Below are 12816 nucleotides of genomic sequence, written 5' to 3'. Positions count from 1 at the left end.
CCTCAGGCCGATACCTCGGAGAAGGTCCGGGGTATCGGCTTTCGGAATCCGTGCGGATCACCAGACGAACAGTATTGTTTCATCATGAGACGCATCCGCACTTCACCGAGCTGTATTTGCCGATGATGTGCGCGACCTGGCGGCAATGCCGAGGGCAGATCGGGCGGCCAGCGGCGGTGATATTCCTCCTGATCCTGACAGCCGCGTTTTCAGGTTGGTTCGTTCAGCGTTCGGCGAGAGTTGGGACTTCGGGGACATCTGCTCACGCTGGTACGACGGAGGTGGCAGTTGCCGCACCGACACCGCCTTGACCTTCACGACGCTTTTCGTACTCCTACTTCCCTTCGCCTCCGGAATGCTGGTCGGGTGGTTTGAGTTTCAATAGCTGTCAACGACAAGATGAGGGAATCGGTACCATCCGCCCCCGATGTCTTCCAACTGGAGCTGATTGAAGGTCTTGTCCGACACGCCATCGGGTGCGTACACCCAGCCTGGATTGTCCAAGATGTCCAATCCATCTCGTGCGTCATAGAAATAGACGTGGCCTTCACTGCTGACGTTGGCATAGGAGATATCGAATCTGCCGATTCGTAGATCACGATGATACCCATCGGAATAGGGATCGTCAGGTTCTTGAAGTAGTTGCTGTGCAACGGTTTCGAAGTCTGCCCGATACTGATCGAAATGTGGCTGCCCCGCGGCCGCGATCCCGAGCGCGATCACCACGAGAACCGGAACAGCGACAACGGACCACAACCATCGGCGTCGCTGCCACCAGCACACTCCGAGCAGCACGATTGCAACAGTCGCGGTGAGGACCCAGAGAACGATCGCACCGGCGATCGAGAGTGCACTATCCCCAGGTTCGGGCCAGGTGAGATGGCATTTCGCTGCGACATACATCGCCGACGCCGACGCTGCGATAAGTGCGTTTACCAAACCAACCCAACGAAGAGCACCGGACCTTCTCGTTGCCTGCGAGTTCGACACTGCCTGATCCATTCGATGAGAATAGCGAGCTGTTTGTCGCGGACTAGCAGTAACCACTTCCCCGATCTCACGATCGATTGTTTCTCGGCACGGAGAAAGTGTCCACGGTGCTATCTTTGCTGCCTATGGGAGGCAGGGCTGCGAGGATGGTCGATTGAACTACCGATGTCAGGAGAGTTCGGCGACTCCCAAAGTCGACAGGTCAATTTTGAGCACGGCTGGATTCGGTGGATCGCAGCAACCAATACCATCGTCGCCTCATGATGACGTGACTGTTGCGGGCGAGTCGTGAAGATTCGATTATTACGAGCACGCCAAGCGTCTTTAGCAATATCGCTGATCGCACTAACCTTGGTCTATTTGTTGGACGCATTTTCTTTGCGCCTCCAACATCAGCCCAGCTGGTGCATTGATCACTATGGAATCCCATCACGATTCAATTATCTCCTTCCCGACCGGGCGGAGAGGGTAGCGGCAGGAATTACAGACTTCTGGGGATGGTTCCCTCCAGGCATAAGCTGTACATTCACTGATGCAGTGACCAAAGAAAGCGAAACCGTGGCACCGGCCGCGGACAGGTCGTACATCGTCGTCGTTCTTGTGGCGCTGATCATGATCTCGGCTGTCGGCGTATTGTTCGGCCGCCGGAAGCGCTGAAGATTGGTTCTGACTCGGGACTGCAGATGCGCACTCGACACCAGACCGATGAGTAAAAAATCGGTGTCCGTCGTGTCCGGCGCTTCCACTACTCGTCGATCTTCGCGAATCCACCGGCCGTGTTCGAGGGTATTTCTTGCGGGTCCTGGTGGTCTTCGTTCCCATCACGCTGGCGATGACACTCCTGGGCCTGGTGCTCGACTGGACCCATACGCTTGCCGGGGACAGGCGGCAACATGATCGACGCCGATTACACAATGTGCTGGGGCTCAGACAATTCCGACGTGATGCTGTTGCGCTCCGGGTTGATGGTGGCGCTCGCACTCGTCGGCGCACGTGGACAACGTCGGTGACCCGCCTAGGCCGAATGTCCGAATTGTCGAAATCGATTTGATAGCAGCAATTTTCGATCCAACATTCTCTTGTATTCGAAACTTTGTTCGAATATGATTGCTTCATGGACAGTCGGGAAGCGTGGCAGCTGGATGGTGAGGGCCTCAAGGGTGAGGTTCTGGATCTGGTGCGCGCCCGGCACGAGTTGCAGTCTCGGTTGGTGTTGCTGATCGTGGAGATGTTTTCCCGGGAGGTTCTCGGCGGGAAGGGTTTTCGGGCGATCGCGCAGTGGTTGCATGGTTCGACGAATTTGGAGATCGGTGAGTGCAGTCTGCTGGTCGGGTTGGCGCGGTTGTTGATGCTCGAACCTGTTGTGGCGGATGCGTTTCATCGGGGTGACGTGGATGCGTTGAAAGCCCGGCAGGTGGCGTCGTTTTGTCAGCATCCGCCGAAGAACATGACCCTGGCGGATGTGGACAAGGCTCGCGGGATTCTGCTTCGGTTGGCGTCGAAGAACATCGCCGATTGTGATGCGGTGCGGGCGGCGATCCGCCGAATCGAGAAGCAGTACGGAAAACGCGAGGACGGTGTTCCGGTCGGGGAAGATTCGGAGCGGAACGAGTTCTACGCCTCGAAAGGCCTGTACGGCAGAGTAACTGTGAAGGGTGATCTGGATGCTGTGAACGGGGCCCGTCTGATCACGTTGCTGTCGAGCCTGTCCGCTCCGACGCCGGAGAAGGACGGTGTCAAGGACACGCGTACTCCGGCGCTACGGCGTGCGGACGGGTTTTGCGAACTGTTGCGCCGGTACGAGCGGGCGGGGTTGGGTCCGATCGAGGGCGGAGTGAAACCACACATCACGGTCACTGCCAGTGCGAAAGATATGACCGATCTGCAAGCGTTGAAAGACCTGTTGCCGTCGACTCAGGAACTCGGATTCGCATGGACCGATTGGGTGGGCCCGATCAGCATCGACACCGCCCGGATGCTCGCCTGCGACTGCACCGTCACCCGAATCTTGTTGGACGAGAACGGTGTTCCGCTCGACTGCGGCAAGGAAGCGAGAACAGCAACGGTGCCGCAGCGGCGGGCGTTGGCAGTTCGTGATGGTGGGTGCGCGTTTCCAGGGTGCGGGACTCCGTCGGGGTGGTGCGATGCCCATCATATTGTTCACTGGAACGATGGTGGCCCAACAGATCTCGACAACCTGATCTTGTTGTGCGGTCATCACCACCGGACGCTGCACCACACCGAATGGCGGGTCGAGATCGGACCGGATCGAAAGACGGTGTTCTATCCGCCGATGTCGATCGATCCGTATCAACAGCCGATCGGCGGGAACAGCCCACCCACAGCGGCGTGAATCGCGACAATCGAATACATCAGCACCGGGGACGAACCATGCCCCGGTGCTGGCGCACGTTTCTGGTCAGATCCCAACCCCTCAAATCCCAGCCCCTCAGATCCCAGCCCCTCAGATCCCGGCCCTTCGCACGAGAGCGTCAGTGGCAGAAGGGGATACAACGTCAATCGCTCGTAACAGCCCCGCGTACCGTGGATACAGCTCGACGGGACGCGTATTGATCGCCCTCAAGATCCACGATGCAGCTTGATCGGCCGTCAGCGCCGGCTGGCTCACGTAATCCGCCGTCGGCGCGATCATCGGTGTTCGTATGAGTGGGAATTGCACTGTGGTGACATCGACCCCGGTGCCGTGACATTCCGCGCCGAGGCTTCGGCCGAAGGCACTGAGAGCAGACTTCGACGCGTGGTAGGCACTGAACCTCGGCATCACGCCGGCAGTGACTCCCCAGGTTCCGACGTTGATGATGTGTCCGGACTTCGCCTCGAGCATCGCGGGCAGCAGACGCAACGTCAGTCGTGTAGGTCCGAAGTAGTTGAGTGCCATGGTGCGCTCGTAGTCGTGGAATCGGTCGACCGAATCCAACGCGGTACGCCGGATCGAGCGACCCGCATTGTTGACGAGGATGTCGACCGACCCGAATCGATCCGCAATCGTCTCCGCGAGTTCGTCGACGGCTTCACCGCGGGAGAGGTCCGCAGGCACGATGTGCGCCCACCCTCCCCTGCGGTGGATCTCGTCCCGTACGTGTTCGAGGTTTTCCTCACCGCGCGCGACCAGGATCATCTCGGCTCCCCGACGAGCCAAGAGATGAGCTGTCGCCTCGCCGATCCCCGAGGAAGCTCCTGTCAGAACGATCGTCTTGTCGGAGAGCGTGACGCCGCGTGACGGAACAATGGAGCGCAGACGCGTCGGCGGACTCAAGGCAATATTGCTGAGCAGCGTTCTGATCACATCGGCCTCGGTTCGATCTTCGCGTGCGTTTCGGTGCGAACCCATCCCTGAACAGCCAACTTCGAGCGCACCGCGGAAATTACTCAAAAGTAAGTTATGGCGCCGTTTCGACCGTGTCAAGAATTCGTCGAGATCCAGGAGTATCTGCCACTAGCTTTTCCTGATACCTCGGGTTACATTAAACCCAGACCGAGTGCCAGCGATCACACAACCGGCCCTCGATTCCACCGAACACCGCGAGAAATACCAGCGGTGACCGAAACGAAGAGGAGACGCCATGACGCTCACATCGCCGCTCGACAAGCGCGGAGAAGCATCCGACGACTCGTACAACGAGACGCTTCGACTCCTGTCCGAGGGCTCGGTGCACAAGCACTTCGACCCGTACCTCGACATCGACTGGGACTCCCCCGAGTTTGCCGTCGTCCCGAACGATCGCCGCTGGATCCTCCCGGCCGAGACAGACCCGCTGGGTGCTCACCCCTGGTACCAGTCGCAGTCCGAGGCCAGGCAGATCGAAATCGGCATGTGGCGCCAGGCCAATGTCGCGAAGGTCGGTCTCCAGTTCGAGAACATTCTGATCCGCGGCATGATGCAGTACGTCTTCTCGCTGCCCAACGATTCGGCCGAGGCGCGCTACTGCACGCACGAGTCGGTCGAAGAGTGCAACCACACGATGATGTTCCAGGAGATGGTCAACCGCATCGGTGCCGACGCTCCCGGCATGAGCCGTCCGATGAAGATGCTTGCACCCTTCATCCCCCTCGCTGCGGGTCCGTTCCCCGAACTGTTCTTCGTCGGTGTCCTCGCCGGTGAAGAGCCGATCGACCACATTCAGAAGAGCATCCTGCGCGCCGGCGGCCAGATCCACCCGATCATGCAGTCGGTCATGGCCATCCACGTAGCCGAGGAAGCGCGTCACATCTCGTTCGCGCACAAGCTTCTGAGCCGTCGCATCCCGCTGATGTCACGCCCGAACCGGTTCGTCCTCTCGCTGCTGTTCCCGATCGTCATGCGCATTCTCTGTGACGCCATCGTCATCCCGCCGAAGTCCTTCTGGAAGCAGTTCGACATCCCGAAGTCCGTGAAGAAGGACCTGTTCTGGGATCTGCCCGAGTCACGCCAGACCCTGCGCAACTACTTCGGTGACGTCCGCATGCTGGCCACCGACACCGGCCTGATGAACCGTGCCTCGCGCCTGGTGTGGAAGGCCTGCAAGATGGACGGCCGCGCATCACGCTTCCGTAGCGAACCTCACCGCAGCTCGCACAACGCCGCCGCGTAGCTCCCGGACAGTCGAGATCGGACTCATAGCGCCATGCCACACGTAGTCACGCAGTCCTGTTGCAGCGACGCCTCGTGCGTCTACGCCTGCCCGGTCAACTGCATCCATCCGACGCCGGACGAGCCGGACTTCCTCACCGCCGAGATGCTGCACATCGATCCGCAGGCCTGCGTCGACTGCGGCGCATGTGTCTCGGCCTGCCCGGTCGACGCCATCGTCCCCGAGTCGAAGCTGACCGACCCGCAGCGAGTCTTCCTGTCCATCAATGCGGACTTCTACAAGGAAGAGCGGCCCAGGCCGCTTCTCGCCAAGGTCATCCCGGCAGCCCACGTCGACAAGGGCCGACCGCCGTTGCGCGTTGCGATCGTCGGTTCCGGACCGTCGGCGATGTATGCCGCGGACGAGTTGCTGACTCAGCCTGACGTGCAGGTCAACGTCTTCGATCGCCTTCCTGTGCCTTACGGCTTGGTTCGCGCCGGCGTTGCTCCGGACCATCAGAAGACCAAGCAGGTCACTCGCTTGTTCGACAAGATCGCCGCACAAAAGGGTTTCGAGTTCTACCTCAACGTCGAGATCGGCAAGCACATCTCGCACAGCGAACTGCTCGAAAATCACCATGCGGTGCTCTACGCAGTCGGCGCTTCGTCCGACCGTGGTCTCGGCATTCCGGGTGCTGATCTGCCTGGCACGGCATCGGCCACCGACTTCGTGGCCTGGTACAACGGCCACCCCGATCACGCCGACGACGTCTTCGACCTCTCGCATCGCCGCGCGGTCATCATCGGAAACGGAAACGTCGCGCTCGACGTCGCTCGCATTCTCACGGCCGATCCCGAGAAGTTGGCGGGCACTGACATCTCCGCTCACGCACTCGCCGCTCTGCGGAAGAGTCGCGTCGAAGAAGTTGTCATCGTGGGTCGACGCGGAATCGCGCAGTCCGCGTTCACAGTCCCCGAGTTCACCGGCCTGATGGCACTGCCGGACATCGAACTCTCTGTCGGACCCGACGACATGGTTCTCGACTCGGCCACCGAAGAACTGGCAAAACGCGGCGAGCTTCCGCATGCCGTCGAGCAGAAGTTGCGTCTACTCGAAGCCCTGAAGAACCGCGATCACGTCGACGTCGGCAACAAGCGCATCACGTTGCGCTACCTGCTCACGCCGACGTCGATCACCGGCGACGATCAGGTCAGTGGAATCGAGTTCGCTCGCAACGCCCTGGTCGACGCCAACGGAACCGTGCAGATCGAGGCGACGGGCGATACCGAGACCATCGATGCCGGCTTGGTCCTCACCTCGATCGGCTACCGCGGAGTGCCCATCACCGGCGTCCCGTTCGACGAGCGTGCTTCGGTCATTCCGAATGAGAACGGCCGCGTCCTCGAAGCTCCGAACGGCGATCCCGCAACCGGCGTCTACGCGACCGGTTGGATCAAGCGCGGACCGAGTGGGTTCATCGGCACCAACAAGTCCTGCGCGCAGGAAACGATCAGGATGCTCGTCGACGACTTCAACGACGGACGCCTGACCAACCCGGTCGCCGACGACTCCGCAGTCGATCGTCTGGTCCGGGCGCGACAGTCCGACGTAGTCGACCGCGAGGGCTGGCACGCCATCGACAAGGCGGAACTGGAACGCGGCGCTGCGCACGACCGTGTCCGCGAAAAGGTTCTGGATCAGGTCGAGATCACCTCCATCCTCGACGCTGCGGCCCGGGTGAAACCGGCGCGTCGATTCGGTCGACCCGTTCGCGCTCGCTGATCCGCTACAGGTAAACAGCTACTTTCACGCACACGGCCCCGCCTGCAGACTCGTCTGCCCGGCGGGGCCGTCTGCGTTCCGGCAGCGTCCCACTCAGCGAAAATTTGTGCCCGTCAGCGGCCAAAATCGTGTAATACTGCAACCTGTTCCAGTAAGCGGCACAGCGGGCCCACGATCCCCCGGATCAGGCTCGCCAACCAGATGAGGATTGCATGAGCGAGACTGCAACGCCGGCGCCGAACGGGAGTGTGACACCTGCAGTAGAGGGTTGGTTCACCACCGGCGACGAACCTGCACTGATCGGCACGAAGTGCCAATCCTGCGGCACCATTTCCTTCCCTCGTGAGGCGACGTTCTGCAAGAACCCGAGCTGCTTCAGCGAGGAGTTCGACGACGTGGAACTCTCCCGCCGCGGCACTGTCTGGTCGTACACCGACGCGCAGTACCAGCCCCCGCCGCCGTACATCCCGCGCTCGGATCCGTACGAGCCTTTTGCTCTTGCAGCAGTCGAGCTGCCCGAGGGGATCGTCATCCTCGGCCAGGTGGCCGACGGATTCGGCGTCGACGATCTCAAGGTCGGCAATACCGTCGAATTGGTTGTCGAGCCGCTGTACACCGACGAAACCGGAGTACGTACGACGTGGCGCTGGAAGCCTGTCGCCGCAGCTGATCAGGAGTCGCAGTCATGAGCAAGGACGTCGCAGTACTCGGTGTCGGAATGCACCCCTGGGGCAAATGGGGGCAGTCGTTCGTGAAATACGGCGTTGCCGCCGCTCGCGCCGCGCTCGCCGATTCGGGTGTGAATTGGCAGGACGTCGACTTCATCGTCGGCGGCGAGACAGTCCGCAACGGTTACGGCGGATACGTCGCCGGAGCCACCTTCGCACAGGCACTCGGCTGGAACGGCGCTCGCGTCGCCACGTCGTACGCAGCGTGCGCGACGGGAGCCCAGGCACTCGACACCGCTCGCGCACGAATCCTGGCCGGCCTCAGCGAAGTTGCCCTGGTCGTCGGCGCCGACACCACCCCCAAGGGTTTCCTCGCTCCCGTCGCCGGTGAGCGTTGGGACGACCCGGACTGGTTGCGCTTCCGCCTCATGGGTATGACCAACCCGGCGTACTTCGCGCTCAACGCGCGTCGTCGCATCGACCTCTACGGCGCCACCGCGGAGGACTTCGCCAACGTGAAGGTCAAGAACGCCAAGCACGGGCTCAATAATCCGAATGCGCGCTACCGCAAGGAAGTCACCGTCGAGAACGTGTTGGCCTCCCCCGTGGTGTCCAATCCCCTGCATTTGCTCGACATCTGCGCGACGTCCGACGGCGGCGCCGCAATCTTGCTGACGTCGATGGAATACGCCCGCAAGATGGGCATCGCGGAACCTGTTCGCATCAAGGCTATTTCGACGGTCACGCCGACGTTCCCACAGACGATCATGGATATGCCGAACTTCTCCACCGATTCCAGCTCCGCCGTCCCGGCTCCGGAGCGCACGTTCAAGGAATCCATCGGCTACGCCGCGTACGAGGAAGCCGGGATCTCTCCCGAGGACGTCGACGTCGCCGAGGTTTACGACCTCGCTACCTCGGTGGAACTGGACTGGATCGAAGACCTCGCGCTGTGCAAGCGGGGCGAGGCCGAGCACCTTCTGCGTGCGGGTGACACCAGCATAGGGGGCCGCATCCCGGTCAATCCGTCCGGCGGTCTCGCGTGCTTCGGCGAAGCCGTTCCCGCACAGGCACTTGCGCAGGTATGCGAGCTCACCTGGCAGCTGCGCGGACAAGCCGAAGGCCGTCAGGTCGAAGGAGCTCGCATCGGTATCACCGCCAACCAAGGTCTGTTCGGACACGGCTCCTCGGTAATCGTTTCCGCCTGACCCCGTTCTACTTTCGTGGCGGTCGCACACTCACCCGTGAGCGGCCGCCACGATCACGTCTGCCACTGCCCCTGGCTGTGAAACCAGCGAGGCATGGGAGGTCGGGAGTTCGCTGGTGTTCGCGCCCATCCGGTTTGCCATGAACCGCTGCGCCGAAGCTGGGATCACGCGATCCTCACCGGCGACCAGATACCAACTCGGTGTGTTCGCCCACGACGGCGGCCCGCCGAGTTCGAGGTTCGCCCACAAAGCAGCGGACTTCTGATGAGCCAACATCGTTGCCGCCGTCTCGTCGGAAACGTCCTGAGCGAAGACGGAATGGAAATACTCGTCCGTGACGTAGCCGTCGACGTTCTTCCCGCCGATCGCGTGAGGATCGTCGACGATCTTCAATCCCAGAGCGGGAGGAAGCAATTGGCTGCCAGGGAATCGAATCGGGTCGATCGTGATCTGTACCGGCTCACCCTCCACCGGACCGAACGCCGCGATGTAGACCAGCGACTGGACTTTCGGATCGTGGACATTGGTGATCACCGCGCCGCCGTACGAGTGCCCGACGAGAACGACGGGGCCGTCGATGTCCGCAACCGTCTTCTCGATCACGGACGCGTCGTAAGCCGGCCCGCGCAGAGGATTGTCCGGCACCACGACGCGATAGCCACGCGAGCGTAGGTCGGCGGCAACGCCGTCCCAACTGGTGGCGTCGGCAAAGGCGCCGTGAACCAGAACGACAGTTGGCTTGGGGCTTGCCACCGCAGCACCGGAACCGAAGATCAGTCCGGCCGCGACTGTCATGAGCATTGCCAGAACTGCTGTGAATACACGTGAGATCTTCATGCGTTTCCTTCACTCTCGTAGGCAAGCGAGAAACTGCGGTAGGCCGGGACACGCCCGTTTCGATCCTAGAAATACCTGCTGCGACGGACGTGACTGTCCGTGCAGACTTCTGGTCTCACGGTGCACAAATTCTGGTTGAGCGTCCACATCCCGGGGTATCAAGGCTGCATGGCTTTGCTCCTGGATACTTCCGTGCTGGAGCCTGACCAACGCACGGACGCCTTCGTCGACGCGATGGGACGCGCATCGGTTCCCTGTGCGATCCACTTGGAGGATCCGGCGGGCGTGAGCGCCCGGATGAACGTGTGGAATCTGGGCGCAGCATCACTGTTCCGCTCCGAGTCGACGGGGATGCGATTGACCAGAACACCGCGGCACGTGCGATCAGCGTCGATGCCGGTTCTCGCGATTGCCCTGCAGGAGAGCGGAATCGGTCATCTAGATCAGCACGATGAACAACGCAGAGTCCCGGCCGGTGAACTACTCATGACGGACCTGACGTCGACCTACGATTTCTCCTGGACGGAAACGGGTGCTTCCCAGTGCCTCTACGTTCCGATGGATCGGCTGGGACTACCGATCGACTCCATCCGTGACGCTGCCACGCGACCTCACCACAGCAACCTGTACCCCTTGATGATCGCGCACGTTCGTGAATTGTTCGGCAGCGCCGATCAGTTGGAGACCGATCCTGCCGCCGAACAATTGGGCGAGGCCTCGATCGAACTGGCGCGCGCTTTGGTCGCATCGATCGCGCATGCAAATCCCGACGCCTCCGCTCCGAGATCGGCACTCACGTTGACATCGATCCGCCGATACATCCGCGAACACCTTCACGATCCATCGCTGCATCCTGCACGAATTGCCCACGCCCACAGCATCTCACTGCGTCAGTTGTACAAGATCTGTTCAGACAACGAATTCCGGCTCGAGCAGTGGATCATCACCCAGCGCCTGCAGAAGGCTCGGGACGAACTGGCTCGACCCGCTACCGTCGACCTGCCGATCGCCACCATTGCGCGCCGTGCGGGATTTGTCGATGCCGGACACTTCAGCCGACGGTTTCGGCAGGCCTACGGAGTCAGCCCGACTCGTTGGCGTCAGCTCCGCGATTGCAGCAGCGCCACAACGTCTGACTGACCACGGCTTTCGGCATTGTCCAATGCGGTCTTTCCCGACGCATCCCGGATCGAGGGATCTGCCCCGGCGTCGAGAAGCTGAGTGATCACGTCGACGTAGCGCGCCGAGCCGTCGCCGTACACAACGGCCTCGAGAAGCGCCGTCCACCCCGGATCATTGACGTGATTGACCGGTACCCCGGCAGCAATCAGCATCCGGACGGTCTCGACATGCGCGTGTTCACTCGCGGGAATCAGAGCCGTACCGCCGTAACGGTTCACGCTGTCGACATCCGCGCCATGGCTGAGCGTCAGTGCCAGAATCTCGTTCAATCCCTCGGCTCCGGAATACAGGAAGGCCGAATCCTGCATGGAGTCCTTCGCATTCACGTCAGCTCCGGCAAGAATCAACGTAGAAGCCGCAGCGACGGCGTTGTTCTTTGTGGCCTCGACGAGTGGAGTCCGTTCGCCATCGCCGCGCGCTTCGATGTTCGCGCCGGCAGTCAGGGCAGCGGTAACAGCTGCGGGATCATTGCGGTCCACAGCATCGAAGAGCGCGCGTTCGGATTCCGGCGTCGACGATGGCTTTACACCCGCAGGTGGTACAGCTGACGTTGTTGTCGCTGACGCCGCGGTTGTCGGCGTCAGCGGGGTGTCGGACGAACTGCAACCCGCCAACGCTCCGGTCACCGATGCCGCGAAGATTGCGCAGGCGAGGACAGATCTGCGCGGCCGCGCCATCACAGCGAATCACTTTCTTGGACAAGTGTTTCGAGCGTCATCCTGACGGCGTCCAGGTGTTCGGCCATCGCCCTGGAGGCGTGGTCGTAACTCCCGGATGCAATTCCTTCGACTATTCGTTCGTGTTCCTCGTTCGACTTTTCCTGGCGACCGGCAACAAGATTGAGTGTCTCGGATTGCCTTGTCAGCGCTTCACGGATATCGACGATTACCGACTCGAAGACACGATTCCTACTGGCTTTTGCAATCAGTCCGTGAAATTGGGCGTCGAGTGCAACCCATACGAGCGGATCGTCCTCGTCACGCATCTGCTGAACCAGTCCGCGGAGTGCTGCCAGTTCCTCCGCGGTGTGCCGTTGCGCAGCCCATCCTGCGGCCGGAATTTCGACATGAGGCCGTGCTTCGACCAATTCGTTGGCCGCGTAACTGCCGAAATCGAGGTCTCGCGCTATCGAATCACTGACGACGAAGGTGCCGAGCCCGGATTTTGTCTCGGTGAGCCCGAGGGCGTGGCACGAGCGCAGGGCTTCACGGATGACCGATCGACTGACCCCGTGCCTTTCGGCCAGGGACGCTTCGGACGGGAGACGCTCTCCGACTGCCAGATCGCCGGAGGCTATTGCGGCACGAAGGTCTGCGAGGACTGCCTCGGCAGCACTCACCCGCGCGGCGACTGGTCGCCTGGTGGCCCAGCTGTCTGACAGGTTCATGCCGTCATTGTTGCGACTGCCGAAGTCGCGCGTCAAACATCGCACCTGGTGACGGGTTGACGTGCAGGAGTGAGCGAGGTAACAATTAGACCTGTCAGACAGCCTGATAGCCCGATAGCTGGGCGGGTCTACTACTTGTCCGTCAGCGCTGCGATCCCGAAATACACCCACCGCGCAGAGTGATGCTTGCG

At 61.3% G+C, this 12816-nt stretch carries 11 protein-coding genes; 6 read left to right on the top strand and 5 right to left on the bottom strand.

Annotation, left to right across the window (positions count from 1 at the left end):
* Positions 1-378 precede the first annotated feature (378 nt).
* Positions 379-1002: a hypothetical protein gene (locus tag EEB12_RS17365; RefSeq protein ID WP_080910316.1), complete on the bottom strand. Its 624-nt coding sequence runs from the start codon at positions 1000-1002 to the stop codon at positions 379-381.
* 1102 nt (positions 1003-2104) lie between these two features.
* Between EEB12_RS17365 and EEB12_RS17360 the strand changes: the two genes are divergently transcribed.
* Positions 2105-3343 carry an HNH endonuclease signature motif containing protein gene (locus EEB12_RS17360; protein ID WP_141488210.1) on the top strand — a complete coding sequence of 413 codons (1239 nt, stop codon included), beginning with the start codon at positions 2105-2107 and terminating at the stop codon, positions 3341-3343.
* A 111-nt stretch (positions 3344-3454) separates the two neighbouring features.
* Here EEB12_RS17360 and EEB12_RS17355 read toward each other — a convergent pair whose 3' ends face one another.
* The gene (locus EEB12_RS17355; RefSeq protein ID WP_141488209.1) at positions 3455-4342 is read right to left on the bottom strand and encodes an SDR family oxidoreductase; all 888 of its coding nucleotides are present in this window, start codon (positions 4340-4342) and stop codon (positions 3455-3457) included.
* A gap of 232 nt (positions 4343-4574) precedes the next feature.
* Between EEB12_RS17355 and EEB12_RS17350 the strand changes: the two genes are divergently transcribed.
* The 4 genes from EEB12_RS17350 (at position 4575) to EEB12_RS17335 (ending at position 9219) form a co-directional block, all read left to right on the top strand.
* Positions 4575-5582, top strand: a complete 1008-nt coding sequence (locus EEB12_RS17350) for an AurF N-oxygenase family protein (RefSeq protein WP_003943163.1) — start codon at positions 4575-4577, stop codon at positions 5580-5582.
* A 33-nt stretch (positions 5583-5615) separates the two neighbouring features.
* Positions 5616-7343 carry an FAD-dependent oxidoreductase gene (locus tag EEB12_RS17345; protein ID WP_019745838.1) on the top strand — a complete coding sequence of 576 codons (1728 nt, stop codon included), beginning with the start codon at positions 5616-5618 and terminating at the stop codon, positions 7341-7343.
* 212 nt (positions 7344-7555) lie between these two features.
* Positions 7556-8032 carry a Zn-ribbon domain-containing OB-fold protein gene (locus tag EEB12_RS17340; RefSeq protein WP_019745839.1) on the top strand — a complete coding sequence of 159 codons (477 nt, stop codon included), beginning with the start codon at positions 7556-7558 and terminating at the stop codon, positions 8030-8032.
* Positions 8029-9219, top strand: a complete 1191-nt coding sequence (locus EEB12_RS17335) for a lipid-transfer protein (RefSeq protein ID WP_020909545.1) — start codon at positions 8029-8031, stop codon at positions 9217-9219. The genes EEB12_RS17340 and EEB12_RS17335 overlap by 4 nt, the downstream gene beginning before the upstream one ends.
* Before the next feature lie 30 nt (positions 9220-9249).
* Here EEB12_RS17335 and EEB12_RS17330 read toward each other — a convergent pair whose 3' ends face one another.
* Entirely contained in the window at positions 9250-10056 is an 807-nt protein-coding gene (locus tag EEB12_RS17330; RefSeq protein ID WP_046379511.1) for an alpha/beta fold hydrolase, read from the bottom strand.
* A gap of 168 nt (positions 10057-10224) precedes the next feature.
* On the opposite strand from EEB12_RS17330, the gene EEB12_RS17325 reads away from it, so the two are divergent.
* A complete protein-coding gene (locus EEB12_RS17325; protein WP_021333374.1) occupies positions 10225-11196 on the top strand; it encodes a helix-turn-helix domain-containing protein in 972 nt (323 codons plus the stop codon).
* Here the strand turns inward: EEB12_RS17325 and EEB12_RS17320 are convergent.
* Together EEB12_RS17320 and EEB12_RS17315 are read right to left on the bottom strand one after the other, a co-directional pair.
* Positions 11157-11915 (bottom strand): ankyrin repeat domain-containing protein, encoded by a 759-nt coding sequence (locus EEB12_RS17320; RefSeq protein ID WP_046379513.1) that lies wholly within the window; start codon positions 11913-11915, stop codon positions 11157-11159. The two genes, EEB12_RS17325 and EEB12_RS17320, sit on opposite strands and share 40 nt — an antisense overlap.
* Entirely contained in the window at positions 11915-12625 is a 711-nt protein-coding gene (locus EEB12_RS17315) for a FadR/GntR family transcriptional regulator (protein WP_021333372.1), read from the bottom strand. The genes EEB12_RS17320 and EEB12_RS17315 overlap by 1 nt, the downstream gene beginning before the upstream one ends.
* Positions 12626-12816 lie beyond the last annotated feature (191 nt).

This window comes from Rhodococcus sp. WS1 (genome assembly GCF_003797745.1).
Lineage (GTDB): Bacteria > Actinomycetota > Actinomycetes > Mycobacteriales > Mycobacteriaceae > Rhodococcus_F > Rhodococcus_F erythropolis.
The sequence above is the reverse complement of the archived record's forward strand: the minus strand, read 5'-3'. Positions and strand labels throughout refer to the sequence as shown.

Coding starts and splice junctions, on each gene's coding strand:
- EEB12_RS17365 (WP_080910316.1), bottom strand. CDS start 1,002: ATGGATCAGGCAGTGTCGAACTCGCAGGCAACGAGAAGGTCCGGTGCT.
- EEB12_RS17360 (WP_141488210.1), top strand. CDS start 2,105: ATGGACAGTCGGGAAGCGTGGCAGCTGGATGGTGAGGGCCTCAAGGGT.
- EEB12_RS17355 (WP_141488209.1), bottom strand. CDS start 4,342: ATGGGTTCGCACCGAAACGCACGCGAAGATCGAACCGAGGCCGATGTG.
- EEB12_RS17350 (WP_003943163.1), top strand. CDS start 4,575: ATGACGCTCACATCGCCGCTCGACAAGCGCGGAGAAGCATCCGACGAC.
- EEB12_RS17345 (WP_019745838.1), top strand. CDS start 5,616: ATGCCACACGTAGTCACGCAGTCCTGTTGCAGCGACGCCTCGTGCGTC.
- EEB12_RS17340 (WP_019745839.1), top strand. CDS start 7,556: ATGAGCGAGACTGCAACGCCGGCGCCGAACGGGAGTGTGACACCTGCA.
- EEB12_RS17335 (WP_020909545.1), top strand. CDS start 8,029: ATGAGCAAGGACGTCGCAGTACTCGGTGTCGGAATGCACCCCTGGGGC.
- EEB12_RS17330 (WP_046379511.1), bottom strand. CDS start 10,056: ATGAAGATCTCACGTGTATTCACAGCAGTTCTGGCAATGCTCATGACA.
- EEB12_RS17325 (WP_021333374.1), top strand. CDS start 10,225: ATGGCTTTGCTCCTGGATACTTCCGTGCTGGAGCCTGACCAACGCACG.
- EEB12_RS17320 (WP_046379513.1), bottom strand. CDS start 11,915: ATGGCGCGGCCGCGCAGATCTGTCCTCGCCTGCGCAATCTTCGCGGCA.
- EEB12_RS17315 (WP_021333372.1), bottom strand. CDS start 12,625: ATGAACCTGTCAGACAGCTGGGCCACCAGGCGACCAGTCGCCGCGCGG.